This is a genomic window from Buttiauxella sp. AC142, from assembly GCF_979253435.1.
This window is the reverse complement of the sequence record NZ_CEEDCH010000001.1, coordinates 1,552,263-1,570,301: the sequence shown is the minus strand read 5'-3', so window position 1 is coordinate 1,570,301 and position 18,039 is coordinate 1,552,263. Positions and strand designations below refer to the sequence as shown.

Annotated in this window: 19 protein-coding genes; 1 reads left to right on the top strand and 18 read right to left on the bottom strand. The window is 50.9% G+C overall.

Annotation, left to right across the window (positions count from 1 at the left end):
• Positions 1 to 56: 56 nt before the first annotated feature.
• From ycfP to hinT, 6 genes are read right to left on the bottom strand one after another with little or no spacing between them, the layout of a single operon-like run.
• Positions 57 to 599 (bottom strand): alpha/beta hydrolase YcfP, encoded by a 543-nt coding sequence (gene ycfP, locus AC0IWZ_RS07155; protein ID WP_034494636.1) that lies wholly within the window; start codon positions 597 to 599, stop codon positions 57 to 59.
• Between the two features lie 41 nt (positions 600 to 640).
• Positions 641 to 1,666 carry a beta-N-acetylhexosaminidase gene (gene nagZ / locus AC0IWZ_RS07150; RefSeq protein ID WP_471677756.1) on the bottom strand — a complete coding sequence of 342 codons (1,026 nt, stop codon included), beginning with the start codon at positions 1,664 to 1,666 and terminating at the stop codon, positions 641 to 643.
• 15 nt (positions 1,667 to 1,681) lie between these two features.
• The gene (thiK, locus tag AC0IWZ_RS07145) at positions 1,682 to 2,512 is read right to left on the bottom strand and encodes a thiamine kinase (RefSeq protein ID WP_410372734.1); all 831 of its coding nucleotides are present in this window, start codon (positions 2,510 to 2,512) and stop codon (positions 1,682 to 1,684) included.
• Positions 2,490 to 3,131: a penicillin-binding protein activator LpoB gene (lpoB, locus tag AC0IWZ_RS07140; RefSeq protein WP_410372735.1), complete on the bottom strand. Its 642-nt coding sequence runs from the start codon at positions 3,129 to 3,131 to the stop codon at positions 2,490 to 2,492. Before lpoB ends, thiK begins: the two co-directional genes overlap by 23 nt.
• 10 nt (positions 3,132 to 3,141) lie before the next feature.
• Positions 3,142 to 3,516 carry a YcfL family putative periplasmic lipoprotein gene (locus AC0IWZ_RS07135; RefSeq protein ID WP_081908382.1) on the bottom strand — a complete coding sequence of 125 codons (375 nt, stop codon included), beginning with the start codon at positions 3,514 to 3,516 and terminating at the stop codon, positions 3,142 to 3,144.
• Between the two features lie 4 nt (positions 3,517 to 3,520).
• On the bottom strand, positions 3,521 to 3,877 hold the full coding sequence (gene hinT / locus AC0IWZ_RS07130) for a purine nucleoside phosphoramidase (protein ID WP_034494554.1): 357 nt from the start codon (positions 3,875 to 3,877) through the stop codon (positions 3,521 to 3,523).
• Positions 3,878 to 4,199: 322 nt separating this feature from the next.
• Between hinT and fhuE the strand changes: the two genes are divergently transcribed.
• Positions 4,200 to 6,392, top strand: coding sequence for a ferric-rhodotorulic acid/ferric-coprogen receptor FhuE (gene fhuE / locus AC0IWZ_RS07125; protein ID WP_471677757.1), 2,193 nt, complete (start codon positions 4,200 to 4,202; stop codon positions 6,390 to 6,392).
• Between the two features lie 109 nt (positions 6,393 to 6,501).
• Here the strand turns inward: fhuE and ptsG are convergent, their stop codons facing one another.
• The 12 genes from ptsG to plsX form a co-directional block, all read right to left on the bottom strand.
• Complete coding sequence (ptsG, locus tag AC0IWZ_RS07120; RefSeq protein ID WP_034494552.1) at positions 6,502 to 7,935, bottom strand: PTS glucose transporter subunit IIBC; 1,434 nt, start codon at positions 7,933 to 7,935, stop codon at positions 6,502 to 6,504.
• 301 nt (positions 7,936 to 8,236) lie between these two features.
• Positions 8,237 to 9,031 carry a metal-dependent hydrolase gene (locus AC0IWZ_RS07115; protein ID WP_034494551.1) on the bottom strand — a complete coding sequence of 265 codons (795 nt, stop codon included), beginning with the start codon at positions 9,029 to 9,031 and terminating at the stop codon, positions 8,237 to 8,239.
• A 10-nt stretch (positions 9,032 to 9,041) separates the two neighbouring features.
• Complete coding sequence (holB, locus tag AC0IWZ_RS07110; protein ID WP_410372737.1) at positions 9,042 to 10,049, bottom strand: DNA polymerase III subunit delta'; 1,008 nt, start codon at positions 10,047 to 10,049, stop codon at positions 9,042 to 9,044.
• Positions 10,049 to 10,687, bottom strand: a complete 639-nt coding sequence (gene tmk, locus AC0IWZ_RS07105; RefSeq protein ID WP_034494549.1) for a dTMP kinase — start codon at positions 10,685 to 10,687, stop codon at positions 10,049 to 10,051. The genes holB and tmk overlap by 1 nt, the downstream gene beginning before the upstream one ends.
• Positions 10,677 to 11,699 carry a cell division protein YceG gene (gene yceG, locus AC0IWZ_RS07100; RefSeq protein ID WP_410372738.1) on the bottom strand — a complete coding sequence of 341 codons (1,023 nt, stop codon included), beginning with the start codon at positions 11,697 to 11,699 and terminating at the stop codon, positions 10,677 to 10,679. The genes tmk and yceG overlap by 11 nt, the downstream gene beginning before the upstream one ends.
• A 10-nt stretch (positions 11,700 to 11,709) precedes the next feature.
• The gene (pabC, locus tag AC0IWZ_RS07095; protein WP_471677758.1) at positions 11,710 to 12,510 is read right to left on the bottom strand and encodes an aminodeoxychorismate lyase; all 801 of its coding nucleotides are present in this window, start codon (positions 12,508 to 12,510) and stop codon (positions 11,710 to 11,712) included.
• 113 nt (positions 12,511 to 12,623) lie between these two features.
• The gene (gene fabF / locus AC0IWZ_RS07090) at positions 12,624 to 13,865 is read right to left on the bottom strand and encodes a beta-ketoacyl-ACP synthase II (protein WP_172894841.1); all 1,242 of its coding nucleotides are present in this window, start codon (positions 13,863 to 13,865) and stop codon (positions 12,624 to 12,626) included.
• Positions 13,866 to 13,952: 87 nt separating this feature from the next.
• A complete protein-coding gene (gene acpP / locus AC0IWZ_RS07085; protein WP_034456161.1) occupies positions 13,953 to 14,189 on the bottom strand; it encodes an acyl carrier protein in 237 nt (78 codons plus the stop codon).
• 154 nt (positions 14,190 to 14,343) lie between these two features.
• On the bottom strand, positions 14,344 to 15,078 hold the full coding sequence (gene fabG, locus AC0IWZ_RS07080; RefSeq protein WP_034456162.1) for a 3-oxoacyl-ACP reductase FabG: 735 nt from the start codon (positions 15,076 to 15,078) through the stop codon (positions 14,344 to 14,346).
• A gap of 14 nt (positions 15,079 to 15,092) precedes the next feature.
• Positions 15,093 to 16,022: an ACP S-malonyltransferase gene (gene fabD, locus AC0IWZ_RS07075; protein ID WP_471677760.1), complete on the bottom strand. Its 930-nt coding sequence runs from the start codon at positions 16,020 to 16,022 to the stop codon at positions 15,093 to 15,095.
• A 17-nt stretch (positions 16,023 to 16,039) separates the two neighbouring features.
• Positions 16,040 to 16,993: a beta-ketoacyl-ACP synthase III gene (locus tag AC0IWZ_RS07070; protein WP_034494541.1), complete on the bottom strand. Its 954-nt coding sequence runs from the start codon at positions 16,991 to 16,993 to the stop codon at positions 16,040 to 16,042.
• A gap of 5 nt (positions 16,994 to 16,998) precedes the next feature.
• Complete coding sequence (plsX, locus tag AC0IWZ_RS07065) at positions 16,999 to 18,033, bottom strand: phosphate acyltransferase PlsX (RefSeq protein WP_072011149.1); 1,035 nt, start codon at positions 18,031 to 18,033, stop codon at positions 16,999 to 17,001.
• Positions 18,034 to 18,039: the final 6 nt, after the last annotated feature.

Here is an 18,039-nt window from a genome sequence, read left to right as displayed (position 1 = left end):
AACAAAAAGGGCCAGCACATGGCTGACCCTTTCACTTTTACGCCTTTAAGCCCCGACTAGCCGAGGGTTTTGAAAGCTTTTATGCGTTGCAAATGTGGCGAGATATTTTTGAATTTATGGGTCTGTTCCTGATCCCATACAATTTCATAGTAATGATGCAGCAATTCTGCGGCACGGGCATTATCCAGCGCCTCGTCATTGCGTGACAAAATCGCCAGGCAACGATCGCGGTTTTTCTCACGGAAATTTTGCACACACTTGGTCGAAATATCGGTGTATTCCTCAGGACGATCGATTTTCCCTTCCATGTTCTCTTGCGGGAACAAATTTGGGTTGAAGATCACCTGGCGAATATCACACAGGAAACCGATACGTTCTGCCCAAAAACCGCCCAGCCCAACGCCGCAAATCAGCGGGCGCTCATCGGCACTGAGTTGCAGCATCTTGTCGACTTCTTTGAGCAGATGCTGCATGTCGTGTTTCGGATGTCGCGTGCTGTAACTGATAAGCCGCACGTCCGGGTCGATAAACTGGAGTTGCAGCACCTTTTCATGGTTACCGGGACTGTTGGAGTCGAAACCGTGTAAATAGATAATCATTGCATCCTCACCACACGAATTCAGGCCATTCGGCCCGAGAGTTAAAGACCCGCCTTGTGGGCTTGCCACTGCTCATGCAGCGCCTCAAGTTGCTGGTTTGCTTCCTTCCAGCGCGCTGATGACCTCAGCTCCTGACGGGTAAATGAACCTTTATGATACAAACCTGTAACACGCTCTGCTTTGACCGGCGACAGGTTATCTAACACGCTAACCGCGCCATTACGATTATTGCAGACGAGGATCATATCGCAACCTGCATCCAGTGACGCCTGCCCACGTTCAGCGTAACTGCCCATAATCGCCGCACCTTCCATCGACAAATCGTCAGAGAAGATAACGCCATTAAAGCCAAGTTCGCCACGCAAAACGGTTTTCAGCCAGTGCGGGGAACCGCTGGCCGGACGCGGGTCAACATCGGTGTAGATAACATGCGCGGGCATGATGGCATCGAGTTTGTTATCGGTAATCAGTGTACGGAAAATCTGCATATCGTGTTCACGAATCAACGCTTCATCACGCGGGTCGCGAGGGGTTTCTTTGTGCGAATCGGCGGTGACTGCACCGTGACCGGGGAAATGCTTACCGGTCGTTTTCATGCCAGCCGCATGCATACCGTCGATAAAACGGGTTGCCATCGCCAACGCTTTTCGCGGATCTTCATGGTACGAACGCTCGCCAATGGCAGCGCTAATATGGCCAATGTCCAAAACGGGTGCGAAACTGATGTCGATATCCATGGCAATCATTTCACTCGCCATCAACCAACCTGCTTCCTCAGCCAGTTTACCGCCGTTCTCCAGACCGTTTATGGCAGCAATAGATTGCGCGGCAGGAAGAAGCGTAAAGCCTTCGCGGAAACGCTGAACGCGCCCGCCTTCCTGGTCAACGGCCACCACCAGACGATTGCGCGAGGCTTCGCGGATTTGGCGCACCAGTTCACGCAATTGCTCGGGGTCGTGATAGTTGCGGGTAAACAGAATCAGCCCACCGACCAGCGGGTGTTTCAGAATTTCGCGCTCTTCGGCATCCAGCTCAAAGCCTGCCACATCTAACATTACCGGACCCACATCTACCTCTCTTAATTAGTTCTTTTCCCGCAGTTGGCTCCAGGCCTCATCTGCAAGAGTTATAAATGTTCTGTCTTGTGTTTGCCGCCAGCGGCATTCGTACCACGATGCCATCAGTATCATTACCCATGGCCGCCATCGCGCTGCCTGCCGGGTTAATGTTTCCAGCGGAATATGGCTCCATTGTGCATAGGCGCGTATCAGTGAATCATCACAGATATTATTGGCCGCCATTGTTGCCGCAAGTTCCAGCGCAACATCGCCATCACCCGCATATTCCCAGTCAATGAGTTTAAGCCCCTGCGGTTGGAGCACAAGGTTCCCGGCATGAACATCCATATGCAGTGGTGCCAGGCGCAGCGGCTTAGGTTCGCCTTGACGCTTCATTTTTTTAAGCAACCGCAACCAGCTCACACGTTTGCGCTCAGGGGCAGCCATTAACCAGTAGTGTTCAAGCAACGGCAACAGACTGATTCGCCAGCCAAAACAGTTTTGTTGATGTAAATCATACAGCAAGGCACTGAGCGATTGCAGTGAGGGAAGTTGGGATTTTACCTCGCCAGTTTGCCATTCGACGATTAACCAACCGTCAGCCAGACAAACGGGCCGCGGCGCGATGCGCTGAGGCATTCGGTTCAGCGCGCGAAAGTGTCGTGAGAGCGAAACGCCCGGCTGCGGAGACGCAAGCTGGTGACGAGCAACGTACTCGCGCCCTCCCGCGTTGAAATGCACGCTGCCACCACTCAATCCTTCGAGTGCAGAAAAGCAACCGGCGGCCTGAGCCGCCGGAAGATACTGAGCAATCACACTTTGCAGCGTGGGATTATTGGGTCTGTTGTACCGCACCGTTTCCTGACCAAATAATTTCACCCGTCTGTACTAGCATCAACTGCATTTTCAGCGTTGGAGCATTCACATTACCGCTGGCATTGCTGTAAAGCACATATTGAGCACCCACTTTACGGGCAATACCAATCGCTTTACTGCGCGAACCCAGGCTGTCCTGTGGCGATAACCCCAGTTCCTGTTTCGCTATTGAAAGCTGTTGAGCAGAAACAAGGGTGAATTTAGCGTTGTTCGCCAATGCGCCGCGTAAAGCTTCTGTCGCTTTACTGGTTTGCAGCGAGCCATTGGTGTGATTGTTTACACTATCCACCAGCAGAACGCCGCCTGCGGTAACGCCATCGGCTTGCAGCATTTTGCCCACCATCGGCTGCATAGCGCTGCCCCAGTCGTAAGTACGGACTTTTGGCGTTGCAGGAATGGTCGGCTGTGGTTGCTCAATCGGCCCTGGTTGAGTCGGTACTGTTGGCACTGTTGGGACTGTTGGCACCGGCTCGATCGGCTGCTGTGGACCCGGTTTAACTTCTTCCACAGGAGCAGGAGCTTCACCACGGTTAATACACCCGGATAAAATCATCGCCGCAGCGAGAATAACCAGATATCGATAGATTCCCTTAATCAAAATTCACCCCTTATAAAGAGAGATAAAGACGGACTTTACGTGCGTCTGGATAACTGGCTATAGATGACACCGAAACGCTGGATTTCGCAGGCAGCGTTATCGTGCGCGGTTGTTCCAGAGGATGAATCTCCAACCCCTTCGCGTCATACCAATAAAAACGATAGTTGATAATGACCGGCTTCGACTGCTCATTATATAACTGACTGCGTGAAACAGTGGCGCCGTTGTCATTTGAAATTTCAGGACTTTCAGCACTGATACCCGCTGCCAACACCGACGCTTCCATCACCAGTGTTTGTCTGTCGTTGACAGGAATGGCGGGTTTGGAGCTACATCCCACCATCAGCACAAAGGGAAGAAGCATTAACAGCGGGTTAGTTTTCATTAAATTATCCTTTATGCGCCAGCATTGGCCCAAGCACGCGGCCACCAAGCAGGTGCATATGTATGTGGTAAACCTCTTGCCCGCCGTGACGATTACAATTCATGATGAGACGATAACCGTCTTCGGCAATCCCTTCCTGCTCTGCAATTTTAGCTGCAACCGTTAACATGCGCCCTAAAGCCAGCTCATGTTCTGCGGTGACATCATTTACCGTTGGGATCAGGATATTAGGAATAATAAGGATGTGGGTAGGTGCCTGCGGTGATATATCCCGGAATGCAGTCACTAGTTCATCTTGATAAACGATATCTGCCGGAATTTCGCGGCGGATAATTTTGCTGAAAATGGTTTCTTCGGCCATGACGTTACCTTTATTTATTCATTGTGTGACGGGCATAACGTAAGAGTATGAGCGAGTTACTCACTCTCTTTCAACCATAAGCCAGTAATTCTTTATCACACTTCAGGTCACGAACCTGCCTTACACGCCGTAAATCCCTCTTCAATACAGGTTTAAAACAACATTTCATTTGTAGGGTAACAAATGTTTACACCATTCATATGAATGCGTATATTTCTCATTTGCATTTTCATTCATATGTTCTATGCGAAAAACGCTGTACTCCGTGACCGGATTCCACTGGCACAGGGACACAACTTCCAACATCCATTAAGGGTTTATGATGTCTTTCACTACTTCTACCAGGGATGGCAGGCTCGCACCCGCCAGTACAATCTCTCTTCTTGCATCCTGTATCGCTTTCGCACTGATGCCCTCTGCTGCTTTCGCGGCGGAGAAAAAGAGCGAAGATACACTGATTGTAGAAAGCACGCAGGCGAACGCCAGCGATGCTGAAGATGCACAAGATTACAGTGTCAAAGCCACCACCAGCGGCACAAAAATGTTGTTGGTTCCACGAGATATTCCTCAATCCGTCAGCATTATCAGTGAACAGCGGATGAAGGATCAGAAGCTGGAATCCCTGGGCGATGTGCTCAATAACACTGTGGGGATCAGCGAGACTTACGCTGATTCTGACCGCGCGACCTATTACGCACGCGGTTTCGCCATTGATAACTTTATGGTGGATGGTATTCCGACACTGTTCGAGTCCAACTGGAATCTCGGCGATGCGCTTTCTGATACTGCAATCTATGAACGCATTGAAGTGGTGCGTGGCGCGAACGGCCTGACAACAGGCTCGGGTAACCCGTCAGCGGCCATCAATATGGTGCGTAAACACGCTGACAGTCGTGAATTCACCACCAGCGTTTCTGCTGAATACGGCAGCTGGGACAAACAGCGCTACGTCGCAGATTTGTCCACCCCTTTGACCGACAACGGCAATATTCGCGGTCGGATGGTCGCGGGTTATCAGGACAACGACAGTTGGGTTGACCGCTATAACCAGAAGAAGAAATTCTTCTATGGTGTTGTGGATGCGGACCTGACCGACGCGACCAGCTTATCTGTTGGCTATGACTACCAGGAAACCAACGTCAATAACCCAACCTGGGGCGGTATTCCGCGTTGGTACACCGATGGTAGCAAAACCCATCCACACCGTAGCTACAGCACCGCACCTGACTGGGCCTACAACGACAAAGAAACGAAGCGTACCTTTGCCACTATCAAACAAATGCTGGGCTATGACTGGCAACTGACGGTCAATGCGACACATACGGAAACGACGCTGGATAGCCAACAACTTTATCTTGATGGCCTGGTCGATAAATCCACCGGCATGTTGGTTAGCCCGTATGGCCCGTCATATCCTTACGTTGGAGGCACGGGTTACAACACCGGGAAGCGTAAAGTCGATGCGTTAGATACCTTTGCCAATGGTTCATATGAGCTGTTTGGTCGCCAGCATGAACTGATGATCGGCACCAGCTATTCGCGCCAGAACAATACCTATTACAGCTCGTGGGCCAATATCAGCGACACCGAATTTGGCAATTACAACAACTACAATGGTGACTTCCCTGAAACTGACTGGAGCCCATTAAGCCTCGCGCAGAAAGATACGATTCATCAAAAATCGGCCTACATGGCGACGCGCGTGACCCTTGCCGATCCGCTACACGTTATTCTTGGGGCGCGTTACACCAAGTACAATCTTGATACGCTAAACCAGAAACTGGAGAAGAATAATACCTCTCCGTATGCGGGCATCGTCTTTGATATCAATGACACCTGGTCCACTTACGCAAGTTACACCTCGGTGTTTAAGCCGCAGACCCAGCGCAATAGCGAGCAAAAGTATCTGTCGCCAATTACCGGCAATAACTATGAAGCGGGTTTAAAAGCTGACTGGATGAGTGGCCGTTTGACGACATCTTTGGCCGCCTTCCGCATCGAACAAGATCATCTGGCGCAATCCACCGGTCTGGTTATTCCTGGCACCAATGGCGAAACAGCTTATCGTGAAGCTGACGGCACGGTGAGCCGTGGGGTTGAATTTGAAGTGAATGGCGCACTGACGGATAACTGGCAGATGTCGTTTGGCGCAACGCGTTATGTTGCTGAGGATAGCGATGGAAATGCGGTTAACCCAAATCTGCCTCGTACCAGCGTCAAGCTGTTTACCAGTTATCGCCTGCCAATGCTCCAGGCTCTGGCTGTGGGCGGTGGCGTAAACTGGCAAGACCATGTCTGGTCCGACGTTCCTGTTCCGGGTGGCACGTATCGTTCAGAGCAAGGCAGCTTCGCATTGGTTGATTTATTCGCCCGCTATAACGTGACGAAAGCGTTCTCAGTACAGGCGAACGTCGATAACCTGTTTGATAAATCTTACGACACCAACGTTGATAGTCGTGGGATTGTCTACGGCGCGCCGCGTAACTTCTCCGTTAGCGCGAATTACACCTTCTGATTCACACCCTGGCGGATGACACAAGCTTATCCGTCCTACAAGACCTAAAGACGCCAATAAAAAAGGGAGGCCATTTGACTGGCCTCCCTCAGTTCTCCCCAACTACTTTTTAGCTGTTACGGATCCACTCATCCATTTCAGTTTTCAGGTTATCGGATTTAGTACCGAAGATTGCCTGAACACCTGAACCAGCTACCACTACACCTGCCGCACCCAATTTCTTCAGGCCAGCCTGGTCGACTTTAGAGATGTCGGCCACGCTAACACGCAGACGGGTAATACACGCATCCAGGTTAGTGATGTTTTCTTTACCGCCGAACGCGCTAACCAGAGCAGGTGCCATTTCGCTTGTGGAAGTGGTAGAAGTCTCGGCAGTTGCGTCTTCACGACCTGGAGTTTTCAGGTCAAGTGCTTTGATCAGCACGCGGAACACGGTGTAGTAAATCGCTGCGTAGCACAGGCCAACGATTGGGAACAACCACAGTTTGCTGCTGTTTCCGCTCAGCACGATGAAGTCAATCAGACCGTGAGAGAAGGAAGTACCGTCACGCATACCCAGAAGGATACAGATTGGGAACGCCAGGCCTGCCAACACCGCGTGGATGATGTACAGGATTGGAGCAACGAACATGAAGGAGAACTCGATTGGCTCGGTGATACCGGTCAGGAACGAGGTCAACGCAGCGGAGATCATGATGCCGCCGACTTTTGCACGGTTCTCAGGTTTAGCTGAGTGCCAGATTGCGATAGCCGCAGCAGGCAGACCGTACATTTTGAACAGGAAGCCACCAGACAGTTTGCCAGCAGTTGGGTCACCTGCCATGTAACGTGGGATATCGCCGTGGAATACCTGGCCCGCAGCGTTGGTGTATTCACCAATCTGCATCTGGAATGGAACGTTCCAGATATGGTGCAGACCAAATGGTACCAGGCAGCGCTCTACGAAACCGTAGATGCCGAATGCCACAACCGGGTTCTGGTATGCAGCCCACTGAGAGAAGGTCTGAATAGCCGTACCGATTGGAGGCCAGATGAAGGACAGCACAACGCCCATGAAGATCGCAGCCAGACCAGAGATGATCGGCACGAAACGTTTGCCCGCGAAGAAGCCCAGATATTCTGGAAGCTTGATGCGATAGAAACGGTTAAACATGTAGGCTGCAATGGCACCCGAGATGATCCCGCCCAGAACACCGGTATCAGCCAGGTGTTTTGTCGCGATCTCTTCCGCAGGAATATGCAGAACCAATGGCGCAACAACTGCCATGGTTTTAACCATGATGCCGTATGCAACCACAGAGGCTAATGCAGAAACGCCATCGTTATTTGTGAAGCCTAATGCAACACCGATAGCAAAAATCAGCGGCATGTTGGCGAAGACTGAACCGCCCGCTTCCGCCATAACATGAGAAACCACTGCTGGCAGCCAGCTGAAGTTTGCAGAACCGACGCCAAGCAGAATACCTGCGATTGGCAGTACGGATACTGGCAACATCAGCGATTTACCCACCTTTTGCAGGTTAGCAAATGCATTCTTAAACATAATTGAGAGTGCTCCTGAGTATTTGTGCTTTTTTTTACGCGTTATGCGCATCGGACTGGGGGGAGATCCGGTCCATAAACAGGCATCTAAGTGCCTTTTGATTTATTACGCAGAGTAAAATAAATCCATGAAAGTTTGTTTGACGGCTATCACGTTTCTCTAAAAGCCATATGAAAAACTTTCATAAATTTACAAAACGCGTTTCTGAATGTTACAAAAACGGCCTGCACCGCCCTTTTTGTGGCGGTGCACTTTACTCGCTTCGATCATTAATTACGAGCTTTAAAATAAGTCTGATTTATCAGGCAGATTGCAAGCGGGAGTCAGGAATATGGAACAACGTAGCGAAGTTTTTTGTCGTCGCAACGGCCAATTCCTCAAGTGAAACCCCTTTCAGCACCGCCATATATTCCGCCACGTCACGCGTCATTGCAGGCTGGTTTTCCTTGCCACGATGTGGCACTGGAGCAAGATAAGGTGAATCAGTTTCCACGAGTATGCGATCCAGTGGTACATAACGCGCCGCTTCCCTGAGTTGTTCAGCATTGCGGAAGGTCACAATGCCGGAAAAAGAGATATAAAAGCCCATGTCGAGCAATTTTCCAGCAGTTTCTGTGTCTTCTGTAAAACAGTGTAGTACCCCACCGCAGTCTGTCACTTTCTCTTCATGCAGAATCGAGAGCGTATCGGCGCGGGCGTCACGCGTGTGCACAATCACCGGTTTATTGAGTTCACGTCCAATTTGAATGTGATGACGGAATGACTCCTGCTGGCGCGGCTTGGTTTCCGGGGTATAGAAATAATCCAGCCCCGTTTCACCCATTGCGACCACGCCCGGATCGGCGGCAAGACGGCGAAGTTCTTCAACGTCATAATCTTCGGCTTGATTGAGTGGATGGACGCCACACGAATACGCCACGTTATTACGCTCGCCCACCAGTTGGCGCATATTGCGATAACCCTCAAGCGTGGTGGCAACGGCAAGGCAGAATTTCACATCGCGCGCGGCCGCTTTTTCCAGAACGTCATCAACGCTTTTATGCAGGGATTGGTAATCGAGGCCATCGAGATGGCAATGTGAGTCAACCAGGAACATACAGATACTCTTAAAGATGGAATGTAGGAAGGACTGCACCAGGCTGCATCAAGCGCTCCCAGGTGAGTAATTGTTCAGTCAGTAATAATTCTCTGTTCACGCCCACCACACTGAGCAGTGATTCACGACAGGCAAACCAGTTATGAAGTATGGCTTGCAACATCGCAGGTGTCGCACTATTGGCAAGATTGGCGACTAAAGCTTGCTGATCGTCATTGGTCAGCCAGGCGGTTGCACCTTGCTGCCATTTTAGTGCATCAACCAGCAGCGAAGATAACCAGTGAAGTCGAACCGCGGCGTCGTCGCTGTTTAAAGCAGGCAACAAAGCCAGCATGTTTTTCGTCGCACAACATTCGCTAAGTTTGTCACACAACGCCTGACGGTGTTTCCATGACTCAGGTTGCAGCAATGCCAGCGCGCCTGCCGGAGCGCCGGAGCTTAAACGCAATGCCGCTCGCAATTGTGCGCTATCCAGCGTGATTTCTCGCGCAAGCCAGGCCAACGCGAAAGTTTCATCAGGGGGTGTTAAATACCAGTAAAGGCAACGACTACGTAAGGTTGCTGGCAAACGGGCCGGTTCGCGGCAGCCGAGGAAAAACCAGGTTTTAGCTGGCGGCTCTTCGAGTGTTTTCAATAATGCGTTTGCCGCAGCTTCAGTGAGAAGCCCGGCGTCTTCCAGCCAGACGACTTTTGCCCCGCCCTGCTGCGCATGACTGTAAAGCTTCTCAGTCATTTCGCGGATAGCATCAATGCCGAGGCTCGATTTACCTTTCTCCGGGGCAATTACATAGCTGTCCGGATGCGTACCCGCCTGCATCAACTGACAGCTGCGGCATTGACCGCAGCTTTTATTACCTTGCGGCGTTTGGCACATTATCCAGCGCGTGAGAGCGTAAATTAACGCATCATCGCCCATGCCGGATAATGAATGAAGCAGTAATGCATGGTGCCCGCGACCTGACTGGTACTGACTGAGGATTTGCTCAAACGGTGCGCGTAACCATGGATACCATTTCATTACGCCAGCTCCTTAGCCCACTCAAGCACGGCGTGACGAACAGCCTGCGAAACGTCTTCAAGCGATTGTGTCGCATCAATCGTACGAATACGGCTGTCGGTTGCGGCAAGTTCGAGGTAACGCGCACGGGTACGGTTAAAGAAGTCGAAAGATTCCTGTTCGATGCGATCCAGTTCGCCACGCGCACGCGCACGCTTCAGGCCAACTTCAGGTGTCACATCAAGATAAATCGTCAGATCCGGATAGAAATCGCCGAGTACGGTATTACGCAGCGCCATGAGTAATTGCTGATCTATACAACGACCGCCGCCCTGATAGGCTTGCGTCGAGAGGTCATGACGATCGCCAATCACCCATGCTCCCCGCTCCAGTGCCGGTTTGATGACGGTTTCTACTAGCTGCACACGCGCAGCGTAGAACATCAGTACTTCGGCTTTATCCGTCACTATCTCATCGCCGATACCTTTGTTATTCAGCGTCAGCTCGCGCAATCTTTCTGCCAGCGGAGTTCCGCCGGGTTCACGCGTGAACACCAGATCGGTGATGCCCAGCTCTTTTAAGGTCGCAACCACCACGTTATGCGCGTTAGTTTTCCCTGCTCCTTCGAGCCCTTCGATGACGATAAATTTACTGACCATTCTTGTCCTTCAACGCTTTGATATAGACCTGCACAGCCTGATTGTGGCTGGCAAGGTTAGTATTAAATGTGTGCCCGCCTTTTCCATCTGCGACGAAATAAAGATAAGGCGTTTTCGCCGGATGCGCCGCAGCCTGTAACGACGCATCACCAGGGATGGCAATTGGGCCAGGCGGCATTCCGCTTATGACATAGGTGTTGTACGGCGTCGGGGTTTCCAGATCTTTGCGTGACAGCTTACCATTATAGCTTTCACCCATGCCGTAAATTACCGTCGGATCGGTTTGTAAACGCATACCGATACGCAGGCGGTTAATAAACACCGAAGCGACCTGATCACGTTCTGCTGCAACCGCAGTTTCTTTCTCGATAATCGAAGCCATGGTAACTAAATCATTTTGCGTTTTGTACGGCAGACCGTCTTTTTTGCCATCCCACGCTGCTTGTACCGCTTTAACCATGCGCTCATGCGCACGTTTGAGTAACGCAACATCCGTTGTATTCGCGGTATATAACCACGTATCCGGGAAGAACCAGCCTTCCACCCATTCTGGATGTTCAAATTTTAAGGCTTCGGCAACCGTTGAATAGCTGTCATCTTTGAGCGTGTGCTGAATGTATGGCGCTTCGCGCAGTTGTTTCAGCCAGTCGCTCAGGCGCGTCCCTTCCACAAAACGGATGGGGAATTGCGCTTCTTTACCGCTGGCTAAAAGTTTAAGCATTTCGCGCACAGTCATTTGCGGCGTAAAGCGATAAGTCCCTGCTTTGAAATTGGCGAGGTCCGGCTCAATTTTCAGTAGCCACTGGAACACGCGTGGGCGATTGAGCAGTTTTTCTTCGTACAGCTGTTTACCCAACGCCAGACGACCCGTACCCGCCTTAAGGGTGAATATGGTTTCTTGTTCAATAGTCAGATGGCTATTAGCAAGCTGGCGGACTTTGTACAAGCCAACGCCCGCCGCCACACCTAACACCACTAACAGCAGCAGAAAGAAACGTAGCATCTTTTTCATTGTTAATCGGTTACTCACAAAGTGGTGCTAAAAATTGATAAAGCTCACGAGATTCAAATTGCCAGGATTCAGCCTGTTTAACAGGGACAACCGGCATTAATGCGTTGCAAATTAGCACTTCGTCGGCCTGGGCCAGCGTGTCTACTCTTTCCCGAACTTGCGTGAGCTGCCAGGCAGAACCGGCAAGACAGGAGATAATATGCTGGCGCATAGTGCCGTTTACACCAGATTTATCTACATACGGTGTAAATACCTGCGTGCCTTTACGCCAGAATAAATTCGCGGCACAGCATTCCGTAAGCCACCCATCACTGTCAAGAACCAGGGCTTCCTGGGCTTGCGTCTGTTCAAGATGCGTACGAATCAGCACTTGTTCGAGGCGATTAAGGTGCTTAATGCCTGCCAGGTGCGGATTAATTCCTAACTGAATCGGGCTTAGCGCAAGGCTAATCCCCTCCTCGCGCCACTGCGGATAAAACGAAGGATAGGCGGAAACGGATAATATACGTGTCGGTTGCTGGCAATTTGCCGCGCTGTAGCCTCGTCCACCACTGCCGCGAGTAATGACGACTTTTAAAACGGCCTGCTGTTGTGTTGAAGCGAGCTTCTGCATTTCGCTTTTTAGCAGTGACCAGTCGGCAAACGAAATAAGGAGTTTTTCGCAGGCTTGCTGCAAACGGATGAGGTGTTGTTCTAAAAATCTGACCTGACCGTCACTAACGCGAGATGTCGTAAAACAACCGTCGCCAAACTGCACTGCGCGATCGTTCGCCGCTAAAGTTTCGGTTAGCTCACCATTGATTAAATACATAACAACTCCTCAATGTGTTGTGAGTTAAGAGTGCCAGTGCGGGAAGAATGCAGCAAGAGGGGAATATTTGAGATGCATAAAGGGCCCGCAAGCGAGCCCTTTATGGAGACGGTTTAGATCTTCTTGAAGATCAGAGAACCGTTTGTACCACCAAACCCGAAGGAGTTACACAGAGTGTATTCCATTCCTTTTACCTGGCGTGCAACATGAGGAACAAAGTCCAGATCGCAACCTTCGTCAGGGTTATCAAGGTTAATGGTCGGTGGAATCGCCTGATCGCGCAGCGCAAGGATGGAGTAGATTGACTCTACGGCCCCAGCAGCGCCTAACAGGTGACCGGTCATAGACTTGGTTGAGCTTACCAGAACACGGTAGGCATCTTCGCCAAAAATAGTCTTAACCGCTTGCGTTTCAGCTTTATCGCCAGCTGGTGTGGAAGTGCCATGCGCGTTCACATAACCTACCATAGCTGGCGTAATACCTGCGTCACGCAGTGCGTTTTCCATTGCCAGTGCAGCACCTGCACCGTTTTCTGGCGGTGAAGTCATGTGGTAAGCATCGCTGCTCATACCAAAACCAACGACTTCTGCGTAGATTTTCGCGCCACGCTTTTTAGCATGTTCGTACTCTTCGAGTACCATCATGCCCGCGCCATCACCCAACACAAAACCATCACGGTCTTTATCCCACGGGCGGCTTGCCGCTTGCGGGTTGTCATTACGGGTAGAAAGCGCACGCGCAGCACCAAAGCCACCCACGCCCAACGGAGTGCTGGCTTTTTCTGCACCACCTGCCAGCATTGCGTCTGCATCGCCATAAGCGATCATACGCGCAGCCTGGCCGATGTTATGCACACCAGAAGTACACGCTGTAGCAATGGAAATGCTTGGACCACGCAGGCCGAACATAATGGTCAGATGACCTGCCACCATATTCACGATAGTCGACGGCACAAAGAATGGGCTGATCTTACGTGGACCACCGTTCACCAGCGAGGAGTGGTTCTCTTCGATAAGACCCAGACCACCGATACCAGAACCGATTGCGGCGCCGATACGGATTGCATTCTCTTCCGTTACTTCCAGACCAGAATCCAGCATGGCCTGGTGGCCAGCAACAATTCCATATTGAATGAAGGCATCCATTTTGCGCTGTTCTTTGCGCGAAATGATGTCATCACAGTTAAAATCCTTTACTAAGCCAGCAAATTTCGTTGCATAGGCGGTAGTATCGAAATGGTCGATTAGGCTGATGCCACTCTGACCGGCAAGGAGAGCTTTCCAGGTAGACTCTACGGTATTGCCGACAGGAGACAACATGCCCAGTCCGGTCACAACTACACGACGCTTAGACACGTTTGTCCTCCAGGGAGGGAAAAAATAATACTAGTGGGACACTTAGATAAAACTCAGGCGGTCGAATGACCGCCTGGAGATGTTCACTTACGCCTGGTGACCGTTGATGTAATCAATGGCAGCCTGAACGGTGGTGATTTTCTCAGCTTCTTCGTCCGGAATCTCAGTATCAAACTCTTCTTCCAGAGCCATTACCAGCTCAACGGTGTCAAGAGAATCAGCGCCCAGGTCCTCTACGAAGGAAGCGGAGTTGATAACTTCTTCCTGCTTAACGCCCAGTTGTTCGCCGATAATTTTCTTAACGCGTTCTTCGATAGTGCTCATACTCTTAAATTTCCTATCAAAACTCGCTTTCGCGATGGTTTTCGTAGTGTATAAAATGTTGAAAAAGATGCAACTAAATCCCGGCAGGTCATACCACGATTTTACGCTATTTTGCGGGCATTCGCCCAAATAACGCAAATATTTTGTATCGTGGTTAAACCATATACATTCCGCCATTGACGTGCAGAGTTTCACCAGAGATGTAACCTGCCTCGTCAGAGGCTAAAAATGCAACAGCACTGGCGATTTCTTTTGCGTCGCCTAAACGACCCGCTGGAACTTCCGCCAGTATACCCGCACGCTGTTCATCAGAAAGCGCACGCGTCATGTCCGTTTCAATAAAGCCCGGAGCAACAACGTTTACAGTAATACCACGAGACGCAACTTCACGTGCTAGTGATTTACTGAAACCAATCAGACCCGCTTTCGCCGCAGCGTAGTTAGCCTGACCAGCATTTCCCATGGTACCAACCACAGAACCAATAGTGATAATACGACCATGACGCTTTTTCATCATAGCGCGCATTACCGCTTTTGACAGACGGAATACTGATGACAGGTTGGTTTCGATGATATCGTTCCACTCGTCATCTTTCATGCGCATTAACAGGTTATCACGAGTGATACCGGCATTATTAACCAGAATATCGACTTCGCCAAATTCTGCACGAATATTTCCCAAAACAGCTTCAATTGAAGCCGGATCGGTTACATTCAGCATATAACCTTTGCCGTTATCGCCCAGATAATCACTGATCGCCTGCGCACCGCTTTCGCTGGTCGCAGTGCCGATAACTTTCGCACCACGGGCCACCAGGGTTTCCGCGATTGCGCGGCCGATACCGCGGCTAGCGCCGGTTACCAGCGCAATTTTTCCTTCAAAACTCATGGGTTTCCCTCGTCTTATTGCTCGAGCGCCGCTGACAATGCGACCGGCTCGTTAATGGCCGAAGCAGTCAGTGTGTCAACAATACGTTTTGTCAGGCCAGTCAAAACTTTACCAGGCCCTACTTCCAGCAACTGGGTCACACCCTGCGCTGCCATAAATTCAACAGATTTTGTCCACTGGACTGGGCTGTACAGTTGACGCACCAGCGCGCTACGAATAGCTTCTGGTGATGTTTCGCACTTCACGTCCACATTATTCACAACCGGAACAGTTGGCGCGTTGAAAGTAATATTTTCCAGCGCGACGGCAAGTTTATCCGCTGCGGGTTTCATCAGTGCGCAGTGAGAAGGCACACTGACAGGCAGTGGCAGAGCGCGTTTTGCGCCGGCGGCTTTACAAGCTGCACCTGCACGCTCAACAGCGTCTTTATTGCCCGCAATCACTACCTGACCTGGAGAGTTGAAGTTCACCGGAGAAACCACTTCACCTTGAGCGGCTTCTTCGCAGGCTTTAGCAATAGACGCATCATCTAGACCGATGATGGCATACATTGCGCCAGTGCCCGCAGGAACCGCTTCTTGCATCAATTTGCCGCGCAATTCCACCAGACGCACTGCGTCGGCGAAATCAATCACACCTGCACAAACCAGAGCTGAATATTCGCCCAGGCTATGCCCAGCCATCAACACTGGCTTTTTGCCGCCCTGCTGCTGCCAGACACGCCACAATGCAACAGAAGCTGTCAGCAGCGCAGGTTGTGTCTGCCAGGTCTTGTTCAGCTCTTCCGCTGGCCCTTGTTGGGTCAATGCCCACAAATCATAGCCCAGCGCGTCAGAAGCTTCACGGAAAGTGGCTTCTACAACAGGGTTTGCTGCTGCAATTTCTGCCAGCATACCTACTGCTTGCGAACCCTGGCCTGGGAATACAAAAGCAAATTGAGTCATGGTTAAATCCCTAATAATCAAAAACGAACCAGTGCTGAACCCCAGGTAAAGCCGCCACCGAAGGCTTCGAGCAATACCAGTTGGCCACGTTGAATCCGTCCATCACGAACCGCTTCGTCCAGCGCTGCCGGTACGGAAGCCGCCGAAGTATTTCCGTGTCTGTCGAGCGTAACAACCACGTTATCCATCGACATGCCCAGCTTTTTCGCCGTCGCGCTAATAATGCGCAGGTTCGCCTGATGTGGCACTAACCAGTCGAGCGCCGAGCGGTCGAGGTTATTGGCAGCCAGGGTTTCATCAACGATGTGAGCAAGCTCAGTCACCGCGACTTTAAAGACTTCGTTACCCGCCATGGTCAGGTGAATTGAATTTTCAGGATTCACGCGATCGACGTTTGGTAGCATTAACAGCTCACCGTAACGACCATCTGCATGCAGATGGGTGGAGATGATGCCCTGTTCTTCAGAAGCGCCAAGCACAACAGCACCCGCACCATCACCAAAAATAATAATCGTTCCACGATCGGTTGGATCGCAAGTACGCGCCAACACGTCAGATCCAATCACCAATGCGTGTTTTACTGCACCTGACTTCACGTAAAGATCAGCAACGCTCAATGCATAGGTGAAACCTGCGCAAGCCGCTGCGACATCAAACGCCGGGCAACCTTTAATCTCCAACATTGCCTGCACCTGGCAAGCCGCGCTTGGGAAAGCGTGTGTTGAGGACGTGGTGGCAACAATGATTAAGCCAATTTCGGATTTATCAATACCGGCCATTTCCAGGGCGCGAGTTGCTGCCGCGAACCCCATCGTTGCCACGGTTTCGTTTGGCGCTGCGATATGGCGTTCACGAATACCTGTACGGGTGACAATCCACTCGTCAGAAGTATCCACCATTTTTTCCAGGTCGGCGTTGGTACGCACTTGTTCAGGCAGATAGCTGCCCGTACCAATAATCTTCGTATACATGTACGTCAGTCACTCTTGGGTAATACTGATTCCAGGCGGGCAGCAATCCGGGTAGGGACTTGCCGCGCCACCGCCTGCACTGCCTGTTCAATCGCGACAACAAACGCTCGCTGATTGGCCGCTCCGTGACTCTTAATCACTGTGCCGCGCAATCCTAACAGACAGGCGCCATTATACTGGTCGGGGTTGAGGTGACTGAATCGCCTGCTCAGGCTTTTTTGTAACCAATGTTTCAATATAATTAGCCACCACGACCTTTTTTTCCCTTCGCCCTGAGATTTCAAAAGCGAGAGGAACATTCTTGCAACCCCTTCCATCGTCTTAAGGGTGACGTTACCGACAAAGCCATCACACACCAATACGTCGGTTTTTCCCGTCAACAACTCATTCGCTTCAAGATAACCAATATAGTTGATAGAAGGCATTGTTTTTAATAATGCTGATGCATCGCGAATGCTATCGAGACCTTTTGTCTCTTCTTCGCCAATGTTCAATAACGCGACTCTGGGGGAACTGATGCCGAGAAGTTCCTCTGCCATCACAGAACCCATAATCGCAAACTGCACCAACATATTACTGTCACATTCAACGTTCGCACCGAGATCCAGCACGACAGTTTTACCTTTTTGCTGATGCGGTAAAACCGTCATCAGCGCCGGACGCTCAATTCCTTCGATCGGCTTGAGCAATAATTTAGCCAGACCCATTAGAGCGCCGGTATTTCCTGCGCTTACGCAAGCTTGCGCTCGCCCTTCTTTCACTAACTCAAGCGCCACTCGCATTGAGGATCCACGACTATTGCGGATCGCTTGCGAAGGCCTTGCATCACTGGCAATAACCGACTCCGCAGGCACAATCTGCGCACGTGAGCGTTTTTCAAAATCAGCTTTGGCAAGTAATGGCGTGATGGCGTCGGGGTCACCGACTAATAGAAGATTTAACTCGGAATTAGAGTCCAGTGCCTGCAATGCTGCAGGCACTGTCACGGAAGGACCGAAGTCCCCACCCATGGCATCTAACGCAAGGGTTAGACGTCTCAAGGAATC

Bases quoted from the DNA above. Each gene is read 5' to 3' on its own strand.
- ycfP (WP_034494636.1), bottom strand. From the start codon at position 599: ATGATTATCTATTTACACGGTTTCGACTCCAACAGTCCCGGTAACCAT.
- AC0IWZ_RS07135 (WP_081908382.1), bottom strand. From the start codon at position 3,516: ATGAAAACTAACCCGCTGTTAATGCTTCTTCCCTTTGTGCTGATGGTG.
- hinT (WP_034494554.1), bottom strand. From the start codon at position 3,877: ATGGCCGAAGAAACCATTTTCAGCAAAATTATCCGCCGCGAAATTCCG.
- fhuE (WP_471677757.1), top strand. From the start codon at position 4,200: ATGTCTTTCACTACTTCTACCAGGGATGGCAGGCTCGCACCCGCCAGT.
- ptsG (WP_034494552.1), bottom strand. From the start codon at position 7,935: ATGTTTAAGAATGCATTTGCTAACCTGCAAAAGGTGGGTAAATCGCTG.
- AC0IWZ_RS07115 (WP_034494551.1), bottom strand. From the start codon at position 9,031: ATGTTCCTGGTTGACTCACATTGCCATCTCGATGGCCTCGATTACCAA.
- holB (WP_410372737.1), bottom strand. From the start codon at position 10,049: ATGAAATGGTATCCATGGTTACGCGCACCGTTTGAGCAAATCCTCAGT.
- tmk (WP_034494549.1), bottom strand. From the start codon at position 10,687: ATGGTCAGTAAATTTATCGTCATCGAAGGGCTCGAAGGAGCAGGGAAA.
- yceG (WP_410372738.1), bottom strand. From the start codon at position 11,699: ATGAAAAAGATGCTACGTTTCTTTCTGCTGCTGTTAGTGGTGTTAGGT.
- pabC (WP_471677758.1), bottom strand. From the start codon at position 12,510: ATGTATTTAATCAATGGTGAGCTAACCGAAACTTTAGCGGCGAACGAT.
- acpP (WP_034456161.1), bottom strand. From the start codon at position 14,189: ATGAGCACTATCGAAGAACGCGTTAAGAAAATTATCGGCGAACAACTG.
- fabG (WP_034456162.1), bottom strand. From the start codon at position 15,078: ATGAGTTTTGAAGGAAAAATTGCGCTGGTAACCGGCGCTAGCCGCGGT.
- fabD (WP_471677760.1), bottom strand. From the start codon at position 16,022: ATGACTCAATTTGCTTTTGTATTCCCAGGCCAGGGTTCGCAAGCAGTA.
- AC0IWZ_RS07070 (WP_034494541.1), bottom strand. From the start codon at position 16,993: ATGTATACGAAGATTATTGGTACGGGCAGCTATCTGCCTGAACAAGTG.